The 23,724-nt window shown below is 59.6% G+C and carries 15 protein-coding genes; 9 read left to right on the forward strand and 6 right to left on the reverse strand.

Features of this window, described 5'->3' with window-relative positions; all coding sequences use genetic code 11:
- Nucleotides 1-222 precede the first annotated feature (222 nt).
- The 6 genes from WA225_RS16325 to WA225_RS16350 all read left to right on the forward strand — a co-directional run bounded on the left by WA225_RS16325 (nucleotide 223) and on the right by WA225_RS16350 (nucleotide 9,831).
- Nucleotides 223-3,723, forward strand: a complete 3,501-nt coding sequence (locus WA225_RS16325) for a response regulator (RefSeq protein WP_422608694.1) — start codon at nucleotides 223-225, stop codon at nucleotides 3,721-3,723.
- Nucleotides 3,723-4,556: a CheR family methyltransferase gene (locus WA225_RS16330; protein WP_422608695.1), complete on the forward strand. Its 834-nt coding sequence runs from the start codon at nucleotides 3,723-3,725 to the stop codon at nucleotides 4,554-4,556. The genes WA225_RS16325 and WA225_RS16330 overlap by 1 nt, the downstream gene beginning before the upstream one ends.
- Nucleotides 4,553-5,146, forward strand: coding sequence for a chemotaxis protein CheB (locus WA225_RS16335; protein ID WP_422608696.1), 594 nt, complete (start codon nucleotides 4,553-4,555; stop codon nucleotides 5,144-5,146). Before WA225_RS16330 ends, WA225_RS16335 begins: the two co-directional genes overlap by 4 nt.
- Nucleotides 5,140-6,354, forward strand: coding sequence for a hybrid sensor histidine kinase/response regulator (locus WA225_RS16340; protein ID WP_422608697.1), 1,215 nt, complete (start codon nucleotides 5,140-5,142; stop codon nucleotides 6,352-6,354). Before WA225_RS16335 ends, WA225_RS16340 begins: the two co-directional genes overlap by 7 nt.
- A 44-nt stretch (nucleotides 6,355-6,398) precedes the next feature.
- A complete protein-coding gene (locus WA225_RS16345) occupies nucleotides 6,399-6,776 on the forward strand; it encodes a response regulator (protein WP_003225116.1) in 378 nt (125 codons plus the stop codon).
- Nucleotides 6,777-6,873: 97 nt separating this feature from the next.
- Nucleotides 6,874-9,831 carry an RHS repeat-associated core domain-containing protein gene (locus WA225_RS16350; protein WP_422608698.1) on the forward strand — a complete coding sequence of 986 codons (2,958 nt, stop codon included), beginning with the start codon at nucleotides 6,874-6,876 and terminating at the stop codon, nucleotides 9,829-9,831.
- Between the two features lie 6 nt (nucleotides 9,832-9,837).
- Here WA225_RS16350 and WA225_RS16355 read toward each other — a convergent pair whose 3' ends face one another.
- The 3 genes from WA225_RS16355 to WA225_RS16365 form a co-directional block, all read right to left on the reverse strand.
- Nucleotides 9,838-11,508: an ATP-binding protein gene (locus tag WA225_RS16355; RefSeq protein ID WP_422608699.1), complete on the reverse strand. Its 1,671-nt coding sequence runs from the start codon at nucleotides 11,506-11,508 to the stop codon at nucleotides 9,838-9,840.
- A complete protein-coding gene (locus WA225_RS16360; RefSeq protein ID WP_422608700.1) occupies nucleotides 11,505-13,007 on the reverse strand; it encodes an ATPase domain-containing protein in 1,503 nt (500 codons plus the stop codon). Before WA225_RS16360 ends, WA225_RS16355 begins: the two co-directional genes overlap by 4 nt.
- A 110-nt stretch (nucleotides 13,008-13,117) precedes the next feature.
- Nucleotides 13,118-14,173 (reverse strand): tetratricopeptide repeat protein, encoded by a 1,056-nt coding sequence (locus tag WA225_RS16365; RefSeq protein WP_422608701.1) that lies wholly within the window; start codon nucleotides 14,171-14,173, stop codon nucleotides 13,118-13,120.
- 173 nt (nucleotides 14,174-14,346) lie between these two features.
- Here WA225_RS16365 and WA225_RS16370 point away from each other — a divergent pair, with 173 nt between their 5' ends.
- The 3 genes from WA225_RS16370 to WA225_RS16380 are packed head-to-tail and all read left to right on the forward strand — an operon-like array spanning nucleotide 14,347 to nucleotide 17,642.
- Nucleotides 14,347-16,482, forward strand: a complete 2,136-nt coding sequence (locus tag WA225_RS16370) for an FUSC family protein (RefSeq protein WP_422608702.1) — start codon at nucleotides 14,347-14,349, stop codon at nucleotides 16,480-16,482.
- The gene (locus WA225_RS16375; protein ID WP_016987298.1) at nucleotides 16,472-16,672 is read left to right on the forward strand and encodes a DUF1656 domain-containing protein; all 201 of its coding nucleotides are present in this window, start codon (nucleotides 16,472-16,474) and stop codon (nucleotides 16,670-16,672) included. Before WA225_RS16370 ends, WA225_RS16375 begins: the two co-directional genes overlap by 11 nt.
- 4 nt (nucleotides 16,673-16,676) lie before the next feature.
- Complete coding sequence (locus WA225_RS16380; RefSeq protein ID WP_422608703.1) at nucleotides 16,677-17,642, forward strand: biotin/lipoyl-binding protein; 966 nt, start codon at nucleotides 16,677-16,679, stop codon at nucleotides 17,640-17,642.
- Between the two features lie 114 nt (nucleotides 17,643-17,756).
- On the opposite strand, the gene WA225_RS16385 is transcribed toward WA225_RS16380, so the two are convergent.
- The 3 genes from WA225_RS16385 to mexE are packed head-to-tail and all read right to left on the reverse strand — an operon-like array spanning nucleotide 17,757 to nucleotide 23,623.
- Nucleotides 17,757-19,178 carry an efflux transporter outer membrane subunit gene (locus tag WA225_RS16385; protein ID WP_422608704.1) on the reverse strand — a complete coding sequence of 474 codons (1,422 nt, stop codon included), beginning with the start codon at nucleotides 19,176-19,178 and terminating at the stop codon, nucleotides 17,757-17,759.
- Nucleotides 19,175-22,354: an efflux RND transporter permease subunit gene (locus tag WA225_RS16390; RefSeq protein WP_422608705.1), complete on the reverse strand. Its 3,180-nt coding sequence runs from the start codon at nucleotides 22,352-22,354 to the stop codon at nucleotides 19,175-19,177. Before WA225_RS16390 ends, WA225_RS16385 begins: the two co-directional genes overlap by 4 nt.
- Before the next feature lie 15 nt (nucleotides 22,355-22,369).
- A complete protein-coding gene (gene mexE, locus WA225_RS16395) occupies nucleotides 22,370-23,623 on the reverse strand; it encodes a multidrug efflux RND transporter periplasmic adaptor subunit MexE (protein WP_422608706.1) in 1,254 nt (417 codons plus the stop codon).
- Nucleotides 23,624-23,724: the final 101 nt, after the last annotated feature.

The raw sequence follows: 23,724 nt of genomic DNA on the forward strand, positions 1-23,724 counted from the left end.
CAAAACTACCGGGCTCTTGCATGAGTAAGTGGCGCATAGCCACAAGTTCCCGGATCGATACAAAAAAGAATAGGCGCAAACAAGCCGACAAGGATAACCGTTGCCCATCGCGCGAGCGCGGGCAAATGTAGGAAATTGCGGCTAAATCTGTGAGAAAAATGGATCCATGCCGCTGTTTTGGGGCAAACTCCGGGTTTTTCAACAGTTCGACAAGGCTGCCCCATGTCCTCTCCGTCTTCGGTTGATGAGCAACGGTTTCGCAAACTCCTGAGCCGCAACATCAGTCTGCCCTTGGGCGTTGGTGTGCTCAGTGCCGTGTTCTTCGTGTCGCTGATCACCTACCTGCTGTCGGTGATCCAATGGGTCGAGCACACCGATCGGGTGATCAATAACGCCAACGAAGCGGTGAAACTCACCGTTGACCTGGAAACCGGCATGCGCGGCTTCCTGCTCAGTGGCGATGAACATTTCCTCGATCCGTACGAGACCGCCAAGCCACGGATCACGGTGGCGCTCAATACCTTGCTCGAACTGACTGCCGACAACCCGGTGCAAACCGATCGTCTGCGCCGGCTTCAGGCCTTGCAGACCGAGTGGGCGAATTACGCGCAATCGATGATCGATCTGCAGCGCAGCAGTGGCGACTATAAAGGCGCGGTCAAGGCCGGACGCGGCAAACGCCTGACGGACGAAATTCGCAAACAATTCGAAGATGTGATCGAAACCGAGCAGACGTTGCGCACCACGCGCAACGAAGAAGTGCGCCGCACGACGATCTGGAGCATCAGCCTGTACCTGCTGTTCATTGCCGGTATCAGCGGTTTGCTGGCGTATATCGGCCGTCGCGATCTGGTCAATCTGTCCGACAACTACAGCGCCAACCTTGCCGCCCAACAGGCCAGCGCCGGGCGTCTGGAGCAACAGGCGTGGCTGCGCAACGGCCAGACCGAACTCGCCGAGCAGGTGCTGGGGCAACTGACGCTTAACCTGTTGGGGCGCAATATCCTGCAATTCTGCGCGCAGTATCTCGGGACGGCCGTGGCGGCGCTGTATGTCAGCGAGGAGCACGGCGGCCTGAAGCGGGTGGCCAGCTATGGCTTCTCCCGTGAACAGGAAGAACTGGACCAGTCGATTTACAGCGGCGAAGGCATCGTCGGGCAAGTGGCCCAGCAGGGGCGGCGCATTCGTCTCGATTCGGTGCCGTCTGACTACTTCAAAGTCAGCTCCGGTCTGGGTCAAGGCTTGCCGCACAGCGTGCTGGTGGTGCCGACCAGTGATGATGGTCGGGTCAACGGCGTGATCGAATTGGGTTTCCTGCGGCCGCTGTTGGATCGCGACCTCGAACTGCTGGAGCTGATCGCCGGCAACATCGGCACGTCGATCGAAGCGGCGCGCTATCGTCAGCGCTTGCAGGAAGTGCTGGCGGAAACCCAGCAGCTCAACGAAGAGTTGCAGGTGCAGCAGGAAGAGCTGAAAACCGCCAACGAAGAACTGGAAGAACAGTCGCGGATTCTCAAGGAATCCCAGGCCCATCTGGAAACCCAGCAAGTCGAGCTGGAACAGACCAACGAACAGCTTGCCGAGCAGGCGCAGACCCTGGCCGAGCAACGCGACGCCATGGACTTGAAGAACACCGAACTCAATCAGGCGCAAGTGCAACTCGAAGAGCGCGCGCAAGAGCTGCAGCGTTCGAGCAAGTACAAGTCCGAGTTCCTCGCCAACATGTCCCATGAACTGCGCACGCCGTTGAACAGTTCGCTGATTCTGGCCAAGTTGCTGGCGGAGAACCCGCAGGACAATCTCAGCGCCGAGCAGGTCAAGTTTGCCGAGTCGATCTACTCGGCCGGTAACGATCTGCTGAACCTGATCAACGACATTCTGGATATTTCCAAGGTCGAGGCCGGCAAGCTTGAGGTGATCCCCGAGAACACCAGTGTCGCGCGTCTCGCGGACGGCTTGCGCAGCGTGTTCGAGCCCTTGGCGGCGGACAAGCGGCTGACGTTCAGCGTTGACCTGCAACCCGATGCGCCGGTGACGCTGTTCACCGATCGGCAACGTCTGGAGCAGGTGATCAAGAACCTGCTGTCTAACGCTGTGAAATTCACCGAGTCGGGCGCGGTCAGCCTGACCATCAGCGGCCAGCCCAACGATCGCGTGGCGTTCATCGTGCGTGATTCCGGGATCGGCATTGCCGCCGATCAACAGGACAGTATTTTCGAGGCCTTCCGCCAGGCCGACGGCACCACCAACCGCAAGTACGGCGGTACCGGTCTGGGGCTGTCGATCTCGCGCGATCTGGCGACATTGCTGGGCGGCTCGATCAGCGTCAGCAGCGCGCCGAGGCAGGGCAGTGTGTTCACCCTGGTGTTGCCGCAGCAGTACAGCGAGACGGCGGATAGTCGATCCGCACCGCTGACGTTCACCCCGCCGGCTGCCTTCGTCAGCGCGCCGGTTGCTCCGCTGGCGGCCGTGGTGTCGCCGTTGGCGCCGGTGCACATTCCGCGCTTTGCCGATGACCGCGACAAGGCGCCATTCGCCACCCGCTGCATTCTGGTGGTGGAAGACGAGCCGAACTTTGCGCACATCCTCTACGATCTGGCGCATGAGTTGGGTTACCAATGCCTGGTCGCTCACGGTGCGGACGAAGGTTATGACCTGGCGAAAGAATTCGTCCCGGACGCGATCCTGCTCGACATGCGCCTGCCGGATCATTCCGGTCTGACCGTGCTGCAACGCCTGAAAGAGCACGCCGAAACCCGGCACATCCCGGTGCACGTGATCTCGGTCGAAGACCGCGTCGAAGCGGCGATGCACATGGGCGCCATCGGCTACGCGGTGAAACCGACCACCCGCGAAGAGCTCAAAGACGTGTTTGCCCGTCTCGAAGCCAAGCTCACGCAGAAGGTCAAACGCGTGCTGCTGGTCGAAGACGATGACTTGCAGCGTGAAAGCATCGCCCGACTGATCGGCGACGAGGACATCGAAATCACCGCCGTCGGCCTCGCGCAGGATGCGCTGGAGCTGCTGCGCACGACGATCTACGACTGCATGGTCATCGACCTGAAGCTGCCGGACATGCTTGGCAATGACCTGCTCAAGCGCATGTCCACCGAAGACATTTGCTCGTTCCCGCCGGTGATCGTCTACACCGGGCGCAACCTGACCCGTGATGAAGAGGCCGAACTGCGCAAGTATTCGCGGTCGATCATCATCAAGGGCGCGCGCTCGCCGGAACGCTTGCTCGACGAGGTGACACTCTTTCTGCACAAAGTCGAATCGCAGTTGTCCCATGAACGGCAGAAGATGCTCAAGACCGCGCGCAGCCGCGACAAGGTCTTCGAGGGTCGCAAAGTGCTGCTGGTGGACGACGATGTGCGCAACATCTTCGCCCTCACCAGCGCGCTGGAACACAAAGGCGCAGTCGTGGTGATCGGTCGTAACGGCCGTGAGGCGATTGAGAGACTTAACGAAGTCGAGGACATCGATCTGGTGTTGATGGACGTGATGATGCCGGAGATGGATGGTTTTGAAGCCACCATTGAAATCCGCAAGGATCCGCGCTGGCGCAAGCTGCCGATCATCGCGGTGACGGCCAAGGCCATGAAGGACGATCAGGAACGCTGCCTGCAGGCGGGCGCCAATGATTATCTGGCCAAGCCCATCGACCTGGATCGTCTGTTCTCGCTGATTCGCGTGTGGTTACCGAAGATGGAACGTATTTAGTGGAACGCAGCACACCCGCCGAACGAAACAGCGAGATCGAATTACGCTTGTTGATTGAGGCTATCTACCTCAAGTACAGCTACGATTTCCGCGATTACTCCGGCGCGTCGATCAAGCGCCGGGTGCAACATGCGCTGAGCCAGTTCGAGTGCGCGACGATTTCGGCGTTGCAGGAAAAGGTCCTGCACGACTCGACCGCGTTCATGCAGCTGTTGCAGTTGCTGACGATTCCGGTCAGCGAGATGTTCCGCGACCCTTCGCACTTCCTCGCGATTCGCAAGGAAGTGGTGCCGTTGCTGCGCACCTATCCGTCGATCAAGATCTGGATCGCCGGGTGCAGCACGGGTGAGGAGGTATACTCGATGGCGATCCTGCTGCGCGAAGAAGGCTTGCTCGACCGCACGATCATTTATGCCACCGACATCAATCCGCGGTCGCTGGACAAGGCCAAGCAAGGGATTTTCTCGATGGAGAACGTCCGGGCGTATACCGCCAACTACCAGCAGGCCGGTGGCCAGTGCTCGTTTGCCGACTACTACACGGCCGCCTACGGCTATGCGATTTTCGACAAGAGCCTGTGCGAGAACGTGACGTTCGCCGACCATAGTCTGGCGACGGACAGCGTGTTCTCTGAAACCCAATTGATTTCCTGCCGCAACGTGTTGATCTATTTCAACAAGAAGCTGCAGGACCGCGCCTTCGGGCTGTTCCACGAATCGCTTTGCCACCGTGGTTTTCTGGTGCTGGGCAGCAAGGAAACGCTGGATTTTTCCAGCTATGCCAATCAGTTCGAAGCGTTGGTGAAGCAAGAACGGATCTACCGCAAATCATGAACGAAACTGCGAATCTGCCTCGAATCGAGGCGATTGTGGTCGGTGCTTCCGCCGGTGGCGTCGAGGCCTTGCTGAGCCTGCTCGGGCCGCTGCGCCAGGGCTTCGTGCTGCCGATCATCGTCGTGCTGCATCTGCCAGAAGAGCGCCGCAGTCAATTGGCTGAAGTGTTCGCCCGGCGCCTGATGTTGCCGGTGGAAGAGGCGACGGACAAGCAGGACATCGCTCCCGGCACGGTTTATTTCGCCACACCGGGCTATCACCTGTCGGTGGAGCAGGATCGCAGCCTGTCGCTGAGCCTTGAGGAGCGCGTGCATTATTCCCGGCCATCGATCGACTATCTGTTTGAATCGGCGGCTGACGCCTACGGTGAGTCGCTGGCCGCTGTTTTGCTCACCGGCGCCAACCACGATGGCGCGCGCGGCCTGGCACAAGTCAAACGCCGTGGCGGTTTGACCATTGTCCAGGACCCCGAAGAGGCGCAAGTCGCCACCATGCCCCTGGCTGCCCTGAAAATTCAGCAGCCTGACCATGTCCTAACCATTCACGGCATCGGCCGTCTGCTTGTCGAGCTGGAACGAATCGCATGCTGAGTAATATTCAAGCCAAACTGTTGATCGTCGACGATCTGCCGGAAAACCTGCTGGCCCTCGAAGCGCTGATCAAACGCGAAGACCGCACCGTCTACAAGGCGCTGTCGGCGGACGAAGCGTTGTCGCTGCTGTTGCAGCATGAATTCGCCATGGCCATTCTCGACGTGCAGATGCCGGGCATGAACGGCTTCGAGCTGGCCGAACTGATGCGCGGCACCGAAAAAACCAAAAACATCCCGATCATTTTCGTCAGTGCCGCCGGCCGCGAACTGAATTACGCGTTCAAGGGTTATGAGAGCGGGGCGGTGGACTTCCTGCACAAACCGCTGGATATCCATGCGGTGAAAAGCAAGGTCAACGTTTTCGTCGACCTGTACCGCCAAAGCAAGGCGATGAAGCAACAGGTCGAGGCACTCGAGCTGGCCCGCCGCGAACAGGAAGCGTTGCTGGAGCAATTGCAGAGCACGCAACTGGAGTTGGAACAGGCGGTGCGTATGCGTGATGACTTCATGTCAATCGTCGCCCACGAAGTGCGCACGCCGCTCAACGGCCTGATACTTGAAACCCAATTGCGCAAGATGCATCTGGCCCGCGACAACGCCGCGGCGTTTACCCTGGACAAGATGCACGCCATGGTCGACCGCGACGAGCGGCAGATCAAAAGCCTGATTCGCCTGATTGAAGACATGCTCGATGTGTCGCGGATCCGCACCGGCAAGTTGTCGATCCGGCCGAATCGCTTCGACCTGATGCAACTGGTCAGCAATCTGTTGCAGAACTTCGCGCAACAGATCGAAGCCGCTGAAACCGAAGTGTCGTTCACCGCGCCAGCGCCGGTGGAAGGCAATTGGGACGAATTCCGTATCGAGCAGGTGGTGACTAATTTGCTGACCAACGCTTTGCGCTACGGTGGCCGCAGCCCGATTCAGGTGCGGGTTTACCGTGAAGGTGATGAGGCGCGGGTCGAGGTGCAGGATCGTGGCATCGGCATCAGCCAAGAGAACCAGAAGCGTATTTTCCAACAGTTCGAACGGGTTTCCGCCAAGACGGTAGTGGCCGGGCTCGGGCTGGGTCTGTTCATTTCCGAGCAGATCGTCGCCGCCCATGGCGGTTCCATCGTCGTCGAGAGTGAAATCAACGAAGGCGCCCTGTTTCGCGTTTGTCTGCCGATCGAGGAAAACGGCAAATCCGACGCAACCTCTGAGTGACCACACGGTCGTATCAGCAGCTATTGACCGAACAAAGGCTTCCCATGAGCGTAGATGCACAAGATGTAGTACTCGTCGTCGAGGACGAACCGGTTATCTTGATGGTCCTGACCGATTATTTGTCGGGGCAGGGGTATCGCGTGTTGCAGGCCGAAAACGGCGAGCAGGCGTTCGAGATCCTGGCGAGCAAACCGCATCTGGACATGTTGATCACTGATTTTCGTCTGCCCGGCGGCATCTCCGGCGTGCAGATCGCTGAACCGGCCGTCAAGCTGCGCCCGGACCTGAAGGTGATTTTCATCAGCGGTTATCCGCAGGAAATCCGCGAGACCGGCAGCCCGATCACGCGCAAGGCGCCGATCCTGGAAAAACCATTCGATCTGGATGTGTTGCAGGAAAAGATTCAGGAGTTGTTGGCCTGAAACAGGACCAGGCGGGTCGCACCTGTAATTTCTGACAGTTGACGCCGTCAAGGCCCGCGCCCATAAAAGACCTCATTATCGATTGAGGTCCACGCTCATGCATCGGCATACACCTGCAATCACTGTGTACGACGCTCGCGGTGCCACTGCTCGCACGGTTGCCTATTGCAGGCGGTCTGCCGAGGATGATCCGCAGCCGCGTATTACCCAGACAGTCGACGACTTCAAGCATCGGGCCAGCCATGTTCGCGACCCGCGATTGTTCGCGTTATTGCAGGATGACCCCGCAACCCCCTCCAATCACAGCACAATCGCCAGTCTGTCTGGCGGCGCTTTGCTGTCCGTCAATGTCGACGCCGGCTGGCATTTGAGCCTGCCGGGCGCGTCGGGGCAGCCGTTGCAGCACTGGGATCAGAAGCTCAATCAACGCAGGACTGTCTACGATGCGTTGCTGCGTCCGGCATTCGTCTTCGAGGCTATGAACGATCAAGGGGAAGGGCGCGCCGAGTGCTTTTCTTATGCTGACGCCACTACCGAATCCGCACGGCACAACCGTTGCGGACAGCTGATAAGGCATGACGATACGGCGGGTACGCAACTCTTTAATGAGTTCACTATCCTGGGAGCCCCGCTTGAGCAAGCGTGGCGCTTTCTGAATACGCCGCAGGTGCCGGACTGGCCCCTCGATCCCCTCGAACGAGACGCGCTGCTGGAAGATGAAAGTGCGGTTTCCCACACCGGCTATAACGCGTTGGGGGAGCAGACCCGCCATCTCGATGCAGCGGGCCATGCGCAATGTGTGCAGCAGACGCTGGCGGGGGAACTGGCCGGAATCAGCCTGAAAATGGCCGGTGCCCGGCAAGAGACCACGCTGGTTGGTGAAATTCACTACAACGCTGAAGGGCAGATCGAGCAGCAGACGGCCGGCAACCAGGTTGTCACTCGTTGCTCGTTTGATCCCGAGAATGGACGCTTGAGCCGTTTGCTCGCCCATCTCGCTGGCAAGCCTGCGCTGCAGAATCTGGCGTACACCTACGATCCCGTCGGCAATCTCATCAGTATCAATGATGGCGCTCAACCCATTCGTTACTCGCGCAATCAACGGGTTTACGCGGTCAATACTTATCGTTATGACACGCTCTACCAATTGATCGAAGCCACAGGCCAGCAACGCATCAACCTGCCGGGGGGGCCGCAGTTGCCGGAGTTCAGTTCACCACCCGATCCCGGTCAGCTGGAAAATTATCGACAGACGTTTGACTACGATGATGGCGGCAATCTGTTTACCTTGCACCATCATGCCGACAGTGGTCAGCGCACTGAACGCACGGCCGTGGCGACGTTGAGCAATCGCAGTTTGCCGTATACCACCCTTGGCGAGCGGCCAGGGGAAAGCGAAATCTGCGCGGCGTATGACGCCAATGGCAACCTTAATACGCTGCAAAAAGGTCAGGCGTTGCGATGGGACTGTCGCGACCGTTTACATTGTGTCGATCAGGTAGTGCGCGTAGATCAACCCAATGACAACGAGTGCTATTTCTACGATGGAGGAGGCCAGCGGCGGCGCAAAGTCCGCACGGTCTATAACGCTCAACTGACGCGTTTGTATGAAACCCGCTATTTCCCGGGGCTGGAAATTCGCACCAGTCCCGAAGAAACCCTACAGGTCATCAGTGTCCAGGCCGGTCGCTGCAACGTGCAGGTTCTGCATTGGGAAAAAGTCCGGCCGTCGGGCATCGCCGACGACCAACACCGCTTTATCCTGACCGATCATCTAGGTTCCAGCAGTCTGGAGCTGGACCTACAGGGCCTGCTGATCAGCCAGGAAAGCTACTACGCCTACGGCGGAACCGCCTGGTGGGCCGGGCGTGACAAAGTCGAAGCCAGTTACCGGACGGTGCGTTATTCGGGGCAGGAGCGGGATGCAACGGGTTTGTATTACTACGGATTTCGTTACTACCTGCCGTGGCGGCAGCGATGGCTGAGTGCCGATCCGGGTGGCGTTCACGACGGGCTGAATTTGTACCGTATGGTGGGCGGGAATCCGATCGGTTTTGTGGACTTGCAGGGGTTAAGCAAGACCCGGGTTACCAAGGGCGAACGCGCAAAAGCTGTTTTAGCAGGGGTGATTCGCGGGGCGATCAAGGGGGTCGCCGGAAACCAGGCGAAATACTTCGCGAAAATGGGGATTAAAGCCGCGGTGGGACAGCTGGCAAGTTATCCCTTGGCGATCATGAGCGGCGCTTCAGTGGCTTATGCTTCAGCAGCAAGCACCGCGCATATTCTTGACCAGCGTGGGACCGGTGGCATGAGCAAAAGCCTGGCTGTAGGGGCGATGGGGGTGTTGGGTTTCGCTACCGGTTTTACAGGCGGTTTTTCCAATGGTGATCCGATCGATGTTTTGAGTGACATTGCAAAGGATCTTGGCGGGGTCACCACTGGCAGGATGATCTCTCGTTTCGGCCCCTCGATTGCCTATGACGCCAATGCCACCCTGGGTTCGCAAGCTATCAATATGGTCGCCAATCTGGGTGTCAATCTTGTTGAGGGTATGTGGCTGGGGCCGGTGTCGAGCAGTGTCAACCCGATTTTAAGGTCAGCGGCCAATGGCGCGTTGAAAAGCTTTGTCGGCGACAATATTCGTGCATCGGAATATGTACCTGCCAGCTATAAGGAAAGCAGGCACCGCGATCCGATAAGTTTGCCAACCACGTCAGGCACGCAAACAGCCGCCAAGACATTCATCCATGATACGGCGATGTCTTCGGTTTATGGTCTGGCCAATACCGGGATCAATAGTCTTGTGACGCTAACATTGGGTGACGGTGCTTCGACGTTGCGAGCAGGCGTGGACAATCTGCAGATTGCCAATGAAGCCGATGCGATTGTGGGGGAAATGGTGCTGTCAGGTGCGTGTCTGAATGAAGTGAATGCCATCCCCAACGAAACAACTACAAAAGCGAGCACCGAAGATAATCTGCAAGCCGCGCAAGCAAGGCGGATGGCTCGCAGTGTGCGGAAAAACGGTTCCGAAATGCTGCCGATGAACGTGTGAACCACGTCACTGGCGAATCATCTCTCTGACCTTCGCCGTCAGCAGATCGAAGGTGAACGGTTTGGTGATCATCTGCATCCCCGAATCGAGGAAGCCACCGCGCACCGCCGCATGCTCGGCGTATCCGGTGATGAACAGCACTTTCAGACCTGGCCGGTATTGCCGGCCGACTTCCGCCAGTTGCCGGCCGTTCATGCCCGGCAGGCCGACGTCGCTGATCAGCAAGTCAATGCGTTGCGCCGAGTTGAGGATCGGCACGGCGCCATCGGCGTCGCCGGCTTCCACGAAGGCATAACCCAACTCGCTGAGCACCGCACTGACCAATACACGCACGGCGGGGTCGTCTTCGACAATCAGCACGGTTTCGCCGTCCAGCGCTTCCGGCGCTTGCTGGACATCGACCTCGGGGTGGGCGAGTTCTTCACCACGGAAACGCGGCAGGTAGAGTTTGACCGTGGTGCCTTGGTCGATTTCGCTGTCGATCGACACATGGCCACGCGATTGTTTGCTGAAACCGTAGATCATCGACAAGCCAAGGCCGGTGCCCTGGCCGATGGGTTTGGTGGTGAAAAAAGGATCGAACGCCCGGTTGATCACGCTCTGCGGCATACCGCTGCCGTTGTCGGTGACACTCAACATCACGTAATCACCGGGCTCAAGGTTACTGTAAGCCTCGGTGAATTCGCGCTTGAGCACCTGATTGCTGGTTTCGACAACCAGTTTGCCGCCCTCGGGCATGGCATCGCGGGCATTGATGACGAGGTTGAGCAGGGCGCTTTCCAACTGATTCGGATCGGCTTCGGCGACCCACAGTTTGTCGTTCAGGCGCATGTCCAGTTGAATGCTTTCGTTGAGGCTGCGTTGCAGCAGTTCGCCCATCGACAACACCAGCGTGTTCATTTGCACGGCTTTGGAGTCGAGTGACTGGCGGCGCGAGAACGCCAATAGTCGGTGGGTCAGGCCGGCAGCACGGTTGGCGGAAGTCACGCCGAGGTCGATCAGGCTGTCGAGATCGTCGGTGCGACCACGGGCCAGGCGCCGGCGCAGCAACTCCAGGCTGCCGATGATCCCGGTGAGCATGTTATTGAAGTCATGCGCGATGCCGCCGGTCAGCTGGCCGACCGCTTCCATTTTCTGCGACTGACGCAACGCTTCTTCGTTATGGCGCAGTTGGGCGGTGCGTTCCTCGACCTGTTGCTCAAGGGTTTCCAGCGTCGATTGCAGACGGCGTTCGCTTTCACTCAGGTCAATCAGTCGATCGCGGGCTTCGTACTGTCGTCGTCGCCCGCGCAGGGCGGCAGAAACCAGGCTGACCAGGGTCGCCGGATGAAACGGCCGTTCAAGGAAGGTGACGTTGCCCAATTGACCGCTGAGCCGCGAGGAGGGGCCTTGTTCCTGGCCGCCGTGATGGGTGAGCAGTACGATGGGCAGGTCCGACCACGCCGGTTGCTGTTCAAGGTACATGAACAACGCATCAAGCTCGGGACCGTGCAACGCTTCGGCGGCGATCAATACCAGTCCCGCACCCAGCTCAAGCTCCGAGCACAGCGTGCCCAGAGTCGGTGTGATCAGGCCGCCGTAACCTGCTTCGTTGAGGATCATCCGCGCAATCTGGCTGTCGCGACCCACGGGCGCCAGAATCAGCGCCCGTTCGGCCAGTGGCGTGCTCAACGTCACAAGGTTTCTTCCCGAAGCAGTGGGTTGCTCGCGCCGAGGTAAGTAGGCACGCCGCGCAGCACGCCCTGGAAGGCTTCCAGCGGCTCACCGATGGTCATGCCTTGCGTGGAAATTCGGTATTCACGAATGGTCGATTCGTGGCTGCCGGTGCGTTTCTTGATGATGGAAATCGCCCGCCGGACTTTGCCGATGGCTTCAAAATAGCGCAACAGAATCACCGTATCGGCCAGGTAAGTAATGTCCACCGGCGCTTGCATGTCGCCGACCAGACCGTGCTGGGCAACCGTCATGAAGGTCGCGGCGCCTTTGCGGTTGAGGTACAGCAACAGTTCATGCATGTGCAGCACCAGCGCGTTTTCTTCCGGCATCGCCGCTTGATAGCCGTTGATGCTGTCGATGACCACGGTTTTGATCTCGCCCTCATCGACGCAACGTCGCACCCGGTGCGAGAACTCGCCCGGTGACAATTCGGCAGCGTCGACTTGTTCGATCAGCAGGTTACCGGTGGCTTGCAGGGCCTTGAGGTCGATGCCGATGTTGTTCATGCGCTCGAACAGCAGGCCCAACTCCTCATCGAAGATAAACAGTGCCGCTTTTTCTCCGCGCTGTACGGCAGACGCGGCAAAGATCATCGAGATCAATGATTTACCGGTGCCTGCGGGGCCGAGAATCAACGTGCTTGAGCCGGTTTCGATGCCGCCACCTAGCAGGGCGTCCATTTCCTTGATGCCGCTAGTCAACTGCAGGCGTGCATATTCGCCGCGGTGTTCCGCCGCGACCAGTCGCGGGAATACGTGCACGCCGTCGCCCATGATGGTGAAGTCATGGAAGCCGCCGCGATACTTTTGACCACGGTATTTGACCACCCGGACACGCCGGCGCTCGGCGCCATAGTTGGGGGTCAATTCTTCTAGGCGAATCACACCGTGAGCCACGCTGTGCACGGTCTTGTCGAGGGATTCGGTGGTCAGGTCGTCGAGCAACAGCACCGTAGCGTCATAGCGTACGAAGTAGTGCTTGATCGCGAGGATCTGGCGGCGGTAGCGCAATGAACTCTGCGCCAGCAAGCGAATCTCCGACAGGCTGTCGAGCACCACGCGGGTCGGCTTGAAGCGCTCGACCACTTCGAAAATCTGCTTGGTGGCTTCGCCCAGTTCCAGATCGGAGGAGTACAGCAAGCTCTGCTGATGTTCGGCATTGAGCAGGCTTTCCGGTGGCGTCAGCTCGAAAATCTCGATGTTCTCGCCCAATTCCCAACCGTGGGAGAGCGCACCCTGGCGCAACTCACGCTCGGTTTCCGACAGCGTGATGTACAAACAGCGTTCGCCGGCGCGTGCCCCGGCCATTAGAAAATGCAATGCGACCGTGGTTTTGCCGGTTCCGGGTTCACCTTCGAGCAAAAACACATGTCCACGAGACAAGCCACCCGCGAGGATGTCATCCAGACCCTCGATGCCGGTGGCGGCTTTTGCACTGATCAACGCGTTAGATGTAGACAAAAAATGCCCTCTCATGACTAGGGGAGTCGAGGCGCTTTATTCAAAGCGGTCGCCTGAATTACTTGACCCTCTGGCGTGATGGCAGTTCACAAATTTCTTCTGGATTTGCTTTACAGCCCTTGCTGCAGGGCCGGATCGTCGGGATTCAACTGTTCGAGTTGCGCCAGCAGGATCTGCACATTTTGCAATTGGCCGCTTTCTTTCCAGTAATTGATCAGCAGCACCCGCGCCTTGCGATCGGCCGGATGACGCTGGACGATTTCCTGCAACTGCTTTTGCGCTGCTTCCAGCTCTTCGGCGTTGTGCAAGGTGGTCGCGAGGTCGTAGCGGTAATCCTTGTTGTCGGGTTCAAGTTCCACCGCTTTGGACAAGCCGAGCAGGGCGTATTCGCGTTGACCGTGGTGCAACAGCCACAGGCCCAAGGCATGTTGCAGATACGCTGAGTCGGGCTGGGCTTTGAGTTGTTGGGCGAGCAACTGCCGGGCGGCGTCGCTCTGGCCCTGACGGTCGAGCACGTCGATCTGCATGACCAGCGCCTGCAGGTTGCCGGGCTCCAGACGCAGGGTATTGTCGAGTGCGACCTGGGCTTCTTTGAGTTCGACGTTATGGATATACAGGCGCGCCAGTTGCGCGTAAGTGGCGGCGCTTTCCGGCTCGGCCTTGAGCGCTTGCTCCCAGCCATCGATCGCTTGCTGCAACGGCGCGAAATACAAACCCAGTTCGTCAGGCGTCAAGCCGAGCAGGGCATTGATCGCGGCAAAACGCACGGTCTGATCTTCATCATCGAGCATGGGCCCCAGCAACAGGCTGCGTTGCCCGCCGGGCACCAGCCCCACCACGCTGTGGATCGCTGCCAGCCGCACCTCGGGCGCTTCGTTTTGCAGGTCGGCGTCGGCCAGTTTCAATGCCTGGGGGCTTGGATAGTTCGGCAATTCGCCGTGTAGCCAGACCCGGCGTTTAATCGACAGATCCGGGCGGCCCATCTGTTGATACAACTGCCGCGCCGCGCCCGGCTGACCGGTGCGCGCGGCGTTCAACGCTTCGCTGTAACCACGCCGAATGGCTTCCGGAACGACCGGGGCGGTACTGCGCAGGGACAGCCAGGCCACGACGACGATAAGCACAAGGGCAAGGCTGATAAGCAAATAGCGGCGAGAAGCAGGCATGCAGGTTTCCGTGAACTGGCGTTCTATTGGCAGAGCGGCAAGCTTCGGTCAGCGCGCGCCGTGAGTCAAACCCAATGCCTGCGAAACGCCCTACACGTCGCGTCGACGCTGTGAACCGTCAGGCTTGGCTGGCAGTGTCTACGCTTGCAGGAGTTGTTCTGACGAGTGTGCCCATGCAAGCCCTGTTCAATTACTTCAAAGCAGTGATCCATCCCGGCCAGGCGGTGCTGCTGTTTGCCCTGCGAACCATTGCCGCCGGGCTGCTGACCCTGTATCTGGCGTTTCTGTTCGACCTCGACCAGCCGAAATGGTCGATCATGGCGGTGGTGATCGTCAGTCAGCCGTTGGCCGGGATGGCACTGGCGCGCAGTTTTGGTCAGGTGATCGGCACCACGCTGGGCGCGGCGGTGGCGGTATTGATCATGGCGATCTTTCCGCAGGCGCCATTGCCGTTCATTACCACACTGGCGTTATGGCTGGCGCTGTGCACGGCGGGCGGAACGTTGCTGCGCTACACCAGTTCCCAGGCGTTCGTCCTCAGTGGCTACACCGCCGTGGTGGTGGCGATGCTGGCGATACCGGATCAGGACGGCACCTTTTTACTGGCGGTCACCCGCGTTACCGAAACCTTGCTGGCGGTGGCGTGTGTCTGCGTGATCAGTCTGCTTACGGCGCGGCCGGAGGCGGTAGCCAAAGGGTATTTCGCCAAGGTCGATCAAGTGATCAAACTGGCGGCCAGCCATGCCGCGGCGGTGCTGCGCACGGAGGAAAGCGAGGCTGATTTCCAGCGCAGGCAAATGCAGCTGCTCGGAGAAATCAGTGCCTTGGAAGGCCTGCGCCGGCACCTGTATTTTGATGCGCCACGTCTGCGCAGTGCCAACAATCTGGTGCTGTTGCTGGGTAATCAATTGATGTTGCTGACGTCGCGGTTGACCGCTTTGCGTCATCAGCGCGAGTTGCTGACCGAGCGCTGGGAAGGTGATCTGCCGCTGGACGTCCAGCGCCTGCGTGCCGAGGAGTTGGCCTTGCTCGATCAGTTGGCGCAACAAGGTCGGTCATTACCTGCCCAGGCGCGGCATCAATTCGTCACGCTGCAGCAACAGTTCGAAGCGTTGGCTTATCAGGCCGAACAACTCACCGAAGACATGAGCGCCACCCTGCGTTCGCTGGCATGGGCCTTGCGCTGGGAACAGGCGCGGTTGTTGCACCAGTTGGAGCAGATTCTGGAATTGAGCGATGCCATTCAGGATGGTCGTGAAGCCAGTTGCCTCTATCGCGGTCAGGCCAGTCCGCTGCACCTGGATTTCACCCTGGCGACGATGAACGCCATCCGCGCGTTCACCGCGTTGCTGGTGGCCGGGTTGATCTGGATCGAAACGGCGTGGGATGGCGCGCGGGGCGGGATGATTCTGGTGGGCATTCTGTGTTCGTTGATGGCGACGTTTCCGCGTCCGCTGATGGCCGCGCAGAGTTACGCCCGCGGTCTGGGACTGGCGTTGCTGGTATCGGCGCTTTATCAATTCATGCTGGTGCCGGCGATCAGTGATTTCGAATGGCTGGCATTGTTGTTGGCACCGCTGCTGTACGTGATCGCGGTCGGTCTGGCGAGCCCGGCGACGGCGGGTATTGGCATGGGGCTGGGGTTATCGAGTTTTCTCATGCTCGGCCCGCAGAATATCGGCACCGGCCAGAACACGGCGATTCAATGGTTCGAATTTGCCGGTGCTTACGTCAGTGCGGCGATGTTGGCGCTGATTGTCTATGCGTGGATCTTTCCGTTTCGTCCCGCATGGCGCATTCGCCGCTTCTATAACGAGGCGCGCGAGCAGGTGTATCAACTGAGCAAAATGCCCGCCACCGATGAGCAGCAATTCGCGTTCGAAAGTCGCATGGTCGATCGCTTGACCAGCATGCTCGGCTTGTTGCCAGCGGTTAATGATCGCGTGATGCAACAACTGTATGAAATCAGCCTTGCGTGCGTTGCGCTGGGTGTCGCGATGCATCAACTGCGCCAGCAGGCGCAGAACAATTCGTTGCTGACAGAAGCGTTCAGTCGTCACTTGGCTTCGGCCTTGCGCAAGACCGGGCGTTTTGTCGCCGGTCGCCCGGATGTACAACTGACGCCGTTGCTGAGCTCGTTGCACACCTTGGGCGATGAACTGGATGAGCTGCACGTCGCCAGTCATGAGCATCTGTGGTCGGTGTTCCGCATGCGCGTCGCTCTGTTGATCGTGGTGTCATTTTTGCAGCGTCACGGCGAACAACTGCAAGACCCTGCAACGGAAGGAGAACCTGCCCTTGCCCATTGATTTCGAGATTGGCGGGGTTTACCTGCCGCCGATTGCCCAGGCGCTGTTGCTGGCCATCCCCATCTTCATGGTGCTGGACTGGGGCCTGCGACGCCTGGGCGTGTTGCGTCTGGTCTGGCATGAGGCATTGTTCGAAGGTGCCTTGTATGCCTGCGTCTGTGCCACGCTGATTTTACTGATGGGAGCCTGATCACTTGAAAGTAATGCTCACGCGATTGACGACGTTGGCGGTGGTGATTCTGGCGATCGTGCTTGGCTGGTTTGCCTGGGAACATTACACCCGCGCCCCATGGACCCGCGATGCCCGGGTGAGGGCGGACGTGGTGACGTTGTCGGCGGATGTCTCGGGGCGCATCGTCAGTCTGGCGGTGCAGGATAACCAGCATGTCGACAAGGGCCAGCTGTTGATGGAGATCGACCCGGCGCGCTACCGCTTGGCAGTCGAACACGCCAAACGCTCGGTTGAAGTGGCGAGGGCCACCTTGGGCCAGTCGCAGGCGGCGATTGTCGCCAGTGAAGCACTGCTCAAGCAGCGCCAAAGCGAAGAGCGTCGGCGGCGCACGCTCAAGCAAGGGTTTGCCATCTCCGGTGAGGAGTGGGAGAAATCCAGCACTGACGTGGCGGTGGCCCAGGCCGACCTGTTACGCAATCAGGCCAACCTCGGCCTGGCGCAAGCCAATGTGCAACTGGCGATTGCTGCGCTGACCCAGGCAGAGCTGGACTTGCAGCGCACCCGCGTCGAATCGCCGGTCAGCGGTTATGTGACCAACCTGTTGACCCGTGAGGGCGACTACGCCGTGAGCGGTGGTGCCTTGCTGGCACTGGTCGACAGCGAATCGTTTTACGTCAGCGGCTACTTCGAAGAAACCAAGCTGCCAAGGATCGAGGAGGGCGATCGGGTGCGGATTCAGTTGATGAGCGGCGAAACCTTCGGCGGCACGGTGCAAAGCATTGCCTTCGCCATCGCTGACCGGGAAAACGCCCCGGGCAGCCGGTTACTGGCCAACATCAACCCGAGTTATACCTGGGTGAAGCTGGCACAACGAGTACCGGTGCGGATCGACATTGATCATGACTATGCCGGGAAGAACCGCTTGCGCGCAGGCACCACAGCCACTGTCACGGTGATGGAAGACCAAAGAAATCAACAGCAGCCCTGATCCCACAAACGTTCATTGCCTGAAAAAAAGCCACAAAAAAGCCCCGCGACCGAATGATACGCGGGGCAAAAAATTGGTTGGTTGCGGCCAACCAAAGGAGCTCTTTAACAACTGTTACTGACTGGCGACCGTCTCTGGTTGCCAGCCGCCGCCAAGGGCTTTGTAGATCGCGACAATGCCGCGATACAGATCGACTTCGGCCTGCGCCTGGCTGTCTTCGGCGTTCAGCCGTTCCCGCTGGGCATCGAGCAGCACGAGGAAGTCGGTGGTGCCTTCGCGATAGCGAATTTCCGCGAGATCGGCAGCCTTGCGGCTCGATTCACTTTGGCGAATCAGCGAGATCAGGCGTTGCTGGCGCTTGCCGTAATCGCTGAAGGCGTTTTCCGATTCTTCCAGGGCCAGCAGCACTTGTTGCTCGTAGGTGGCCAAGGCGCCTTCGGCATCGGCATCGGCGCCACGCAAACGGGCGCGCACGCTGCCAAGGTCGAACGCGGCCCAGGTGATGCTTGGGCCGAGTGCCCAGGCGTTGGCCGCCGAGGAACCGATTTGCGAACCGCGTCCAGCCGTCCAGCCGAGGAACCCGCTAAGGCTGACCCGTGGGAACAGATCGGCTTTCGCCACACCGATGCGCGCCGTCGCCGAAGCCAGTTTGCGTTCGGCGCTGAGGATGTCCGGACGACGTTGCAGCAGTTCGCCCGGATCGCCGATCGGCAGCGCCTTGGCAATCGCCGGCAGGTCTTTCGGGCTCAGATCGACGGTCAGTTTGTCCGGACGCTCACCGAGCAGGGTGGCGATACGGTTTTTCTGCCGAACCTGTTCAGCCTGCAACTGCGGCACGCTGGCTTCGACCGAGGCCAGACGTGCATCGGCACGCTCTACATCGAGCTGATCGCCCACACCAGCATCACGCAGGCTGATGGTGATCTTGCGTGACTCGACCTGGTTGTTCAGGTTGGCCACGGCGATTTTTTCGCGCAGTTGCGCGCCACGCAATTGACCGTAAGCGTCGACCAGTTCGGCAATCATAGTGACTTGCAGTTGGTACAGATCGGCTTCGGCGGCCTGTTGGTCGGCGTCGCTGGCTTGCAGATTGCGCTGGATGCGCCCGAACAAGTCCAGTTCCCAAGCCATGTCCAGACCGAGGTCATAGCGTTCGCTATTGACCCGGTTGGTGGTCTGGCCAGGGATTTGGCCCTTGGCCAGGTCACTGCTGGCGCGGCTGGTGATGGTTGGCATCGCATCGTTGCTGACGTCGTCGCGGATCGCCCGAGCGGCTTTCCAGCGGGCGAACGCCACGCGCAGTTCACGGTTGCCTTGCAGCGATTGGGTCACCAACTGGTTGAGGGTCGGATCGTCGAATTGCTGCCACCAGATGCCTTCGAATTTCGAGCGGTCGAAGTTCTTTTGCCCGGCGGCGCCGTCGGTGACGGCCGTGATGTTGGCCGCCTCCGTGGCTGGGGTCTTGTAGTCGGGGCCGACGGCGCAGGCACTGAGGGCCAGCACCAGCAGACTCGGCAGGAAGACTTTCAGACTCATTGTTGCGCCTCCAGTTTGAGGGCCTTGGCCGCTTTGCGGGCTTCGCCGCGTTCGACAAAGTTACGGATCAGTACGTAGAACACTGGGGTCAGCAACAGACCGAAGAAGGTCACCCCGAGCATCCCGGAGAACACCGCCACACCCATGGCGTGACGCATCTCGGCACCGGCACCGCTGGAGAACACCAGTGGCACCACACCCATGATGAACGCGAAGGAGGTCATCAGGATCGGCCGCAGACGCAGACGGCAGGCTTCCAGTACCGCCGCGAGCGGGTTGAGGCCTTCTTCCTGTTTGTCCTTGGCGAATTCGACGATCAGAATCGCGTTCTTACACGCCAGTCCCACCAGTACGATCAAGCCGATCTGGGTGAAGATGTTGTTGTCACCGCCCGAGATGATCACACCGGTGATGGCCGACAGCAGGGTCATCGGTACGATCAGGATCACCGCCAGTGGCAGACTCCAGCTTTCGTATTGCGCGGCGAGCACCAGGAACGCCAGCAGTACGCAGAGCGGGAACACGAACAGCGCGGTGTTGCCGGACAGAATCTGCTGGTAGGTCAGGTCGGTCCACTCGTAGGTCATGCCGTTCGGAAGTTCTTCCTTGAGCAGTTTCTCGATGGCCTTTTCGGCCTGGCCAGAGCTGTAGCCCGGTGCAGCAGCACCGTTGATTTCTGCAGTGATGAAGCCGTTGTAGTGCATGACGCGATCCGGGCCCGAGGTGTCGCTGACCTTGATAAAGGTCGCCAGCGGGATCATTTCGCCTTTGTTGTTGCGTACTTTCAGCTGACCGATTTGATCGGATTCGAGGCGGAACTGTTGCTCGGCCTGAACGTTGACCTGATAGGTGCGCCCGAAGCGGTTGAAGTCGTTGGCATACAGCGAACCCAGGTAAATCTGCAGGGTGTCGAAGATGTCGCTGACGGCCACGCCGTGGGTCTTGGCTTTTTCACGGTCGATGGCGGCATCGACCTGTGGCACGTTCACGGTGTAGCTGGTGAACAGCCCGGCCAGTTCCGGCACGCTGTGACTCTTGTTGATGATGTTCATGGTTTCTTTGTACAGCTCGTCGTAGCCCAGGTTGCCCCGGTCTTCGATTTGCAGGCGGAAACCACCAATGGTGCCCAGACCTTGTACCGGCGGTGGCGGGAAGATCGCCATGTACGCTTCTTGAATGTTTGCATACTGACCGTTCAAGGCTCCGGCGATTGCACCGGCGGACATGCTCGGGTCTTTACGCTCGTCGAACGGCTTCAGGGTCACGAAGACGATGCCGGCGTTCGGGCTGTTGGTGAAGCCGTTGATCGACAGGCCCGGGAACGCTACCGCGCTTTCCACGCCTGGCTGTTTCAGCGCCAGGTCGGACATGCGCTTGATCACGTCTTCGGTACGATCCAGGCTCGCGGCGTCCGGCAATTGCGCGAAGGCGACGAGGTATTGCTTGTCCTGGCCGGGTACGAAACCGGTCGGGGTGTTGGAGAAACCGAAGAAGGTCAGCACCATCAGGCCTGCGTACAGCAGAAGGGCGATGCCGCTGCTGCGGATAACCCGGCCAACCGTGCCGACGTAGCCATGGCTGGCGCGGTCGAAGAAACGGTTGAACGGACGGAACAGCCAGCCACCGAAGATTTTGTCGAGCACCTTGGAGAAGCGGTCTTTCGGTGCGTCGTGGCTTTTCAGCAATACCGCGGCCAGTGCTGGCGACAGGGTCAGCGAGTTGAACGCCGAGATCACCGTCGAGATAGCGATGGTCAGTGCGAATTGCTTATAGAACTGCCCGGTGAGGCCGGAGATGAACGCCGCCGGAATGAACACCGCACACAGCACCAGCGCCGTCGCGATGATCGGGCCGGTGACTTCACGCATGGCCCGTTTGGTTGCTTCGACCGGTGTCAGTCCGAGTTCAATGTTCCGCTCGACGTTCTCCACCACCACGATGGCGTCGTCCACCACGATCCCGATCGCCAGTACCAGGCCGAACAGCGACAGCGCGTTGAGCGAGAAGCCGAACAGGTGCATCACCGCAAACGTACCGATCAACGATACCGGCACCGCCACCAACGGAATGATCGAGGCGCGCCAGGTCTGCAGGAACAGGATCACCACCAATACCACGAGGATCAGTGCTTCGAAGAGGGTGTGAACCACCGCCTCGATCGAGCCGCGCACGAAGATCGTCGGGTCATAGACGATGCTGTAATCCATGCCCTGCGGGAAGCCTTTCTTCAGCTCTTCCATCTTGCCGCGAACTTCGTTCGAGATATCGATGGCATTGGAGCCTGGACGCTGGAAGATCGGGATTGCCACCGCCGGCTGGTTGTTCAGCAACGAACGCAGAGCGTATTGGCTGGAGCCCAGTTCAACGCGAGCGATGTCCTTGAGGCGCGTGATTTCACCGTTGTCGCCTGCGCGAATGATGATGTTCTCGAACTCTTCCTCAGTGACCAGACGGCCCTGAGTGTTGACCGACAGCTGGAAGCTCTGGGCATTCGGCGCAGGGGGCGCGCCCAACTGGCCGGCAGCCACTTGACGGTTCTGTTCACGAATCGCGGTGACGACATCGGTCGCGGTCAGATTGCGCGAAGCAGTCTTGTTCGGGTCAAGCCAGACACGCAGCGAGTAGTCGCCCATACCGAACAGCTGCACGTCACCGACACCACCGAGACGCGCCAGCTCATCCTTGATGTTGAGGATCGCGTAGTTGGACAGGTAGAGCATGTCGTAGCGCTTGTCCGGCGAGGTCAAGTGCACAACCATGGTCAGGTCGGGGGAGGCCTTGTCGACGGTGATACCGATGCGCGTCACTTCCTCGGGAAGCTTCGGTTCGGTACGGGTCACCCGGTTCTGCACCTGCACCTGCGCATTGTCCAGGTCAGTGCCCAGGGCGAAGGTGATGGTCAGGGTGATTTTGCCGTCGGCGGTCGACTGCGAGGACATGTACAGCATGTTCTCGACGCCGGTGATGGCTTGCTCCAGCGGAGCCGCCACGGTTTCACCGATGACTTTTGGGTTGGCGCCCGGGAAGTTGGCACGCACCACCACGGTTGGTGGCACGACTTCCGGGTATTCGCTGATCGGTAACTGGAACAGCGAGATCGCACCGGCGATCAGGATCAGCAGCGAAAGCACCGCTGCGAAGATCGGCCGTGAAATGAAGAATTGGGAAAAATTCATCGGAGTTGTCGTCCCTTAACCGCGTGGGGTCGTAGCAGCCAGCTTCACAACCGAACCGGACGCGCCTTTGGCAGGGGCGACTTTGGGCAGGTTGCTGGCTTCCAGCGCTTGACGTTGTTGAGCGAGTGCCGCGATGGTCTGTTCGCTGGCCATCGGCACCACTTCAGGGGTGACCGGTGAGCCAGGACGAACCCGTTGCAGACCCTTGACGATGATCGTGTCGTCCTTGTTCAGGCCGGTACGGACGATGCGCAGGCCTTCGATTTTCGGACCGAGTTCAACGGCGCGGTACGCGGTCTTGTTGTCCGCATCCATCACCAGTACGAACTTCTTGCCGAGGTCGGTACCGACCGCTTCATCGTTGATCAACATGGCGTTGTAGGTGCCGCTGCCAACCAGTTTCAGGCGTGCATACAGGCCCGGGGTGTAGGTGCCGTCGCTGTTGTCGAATACCGCACGACCACGGATGGTGCCGGTTTTCGGGTTTACCTGGTTGTCGACGAAGTTCATCTGGCCGAGGTGCGGGTTGCCGTCTTCATTGGACAGGCCCATGTACACCGGAGTGGTGGTGCCGCGCTGACCGTTACGCGCCAGTTGCGTGTACTTGAGGAACACACGCTCGTCGGCGTCGAAGTAGGCGTAAACGCGATCGGTGGAAACCACGCTGGTCAGCGGGGTGGTGTCGGCGGTCACCAGGTTACCGGCGGTGATTTCGGCACGGCTGACGCGGCCACTGATCGGCGCGGTGACGCGGGTGAAACTCAGGTTCAGTTTGGCCAGGTCCAGTTGTGCTTGCAGGGCACCGACGGCGGCGCGGGCCTCTTGAGCGGCGCTGGTGCGCGAGTCGGCGAGTTCGGCAGAGATCGCATTGCTGGCGCGCAAGCGCTCACCACGGCCGGCTTCGTTTTCACTACGGGTGGCGTTGGCGCGGGATTGGGCGACCAGTGCTTCGAGGCGGCGAACTTCGGCCTGGAACGGACGCGGATCGATCTGGAACAGCAGGTCGCCTTTCTTGACCAGGGCGCCTTCAGTGAAAGCGACATCGTCGATCTGGCCGGAGACCCGTGGACGGATTTCAACGGTTTCTGGCGCTTCGAGGCGCCCGGTGAATTCGTCCCACTCGTTGACCGGTTGTTCCAACACCTTGGCCACGCTGACTTTGGCAGCAGGCGCGGTGGCGGCAGTCTCCGGAGTCTTGCCGCAGGCGCTCATCACCAGGATGGCCAGCATGGCCAACGGGAAGCGCAAATGTTTGAGTGACTGTTCCATGGATGCATCCGCCAATGTATTGAAGATGGGCGGATGATGCTCGGCGGGGTGTGATGGCACGAATCGAATGAAGCAAAGGTAACTATCATTCGGAATGATAT

This window comes from Pseudomonas sp., from assembly GCF_049300855.1.
GTDB lineage: Bacteria > Pseudomonadota > Gammaproteobacteria > Pseudomonadales > Pseudomonadaceae > Aquipseudomonas.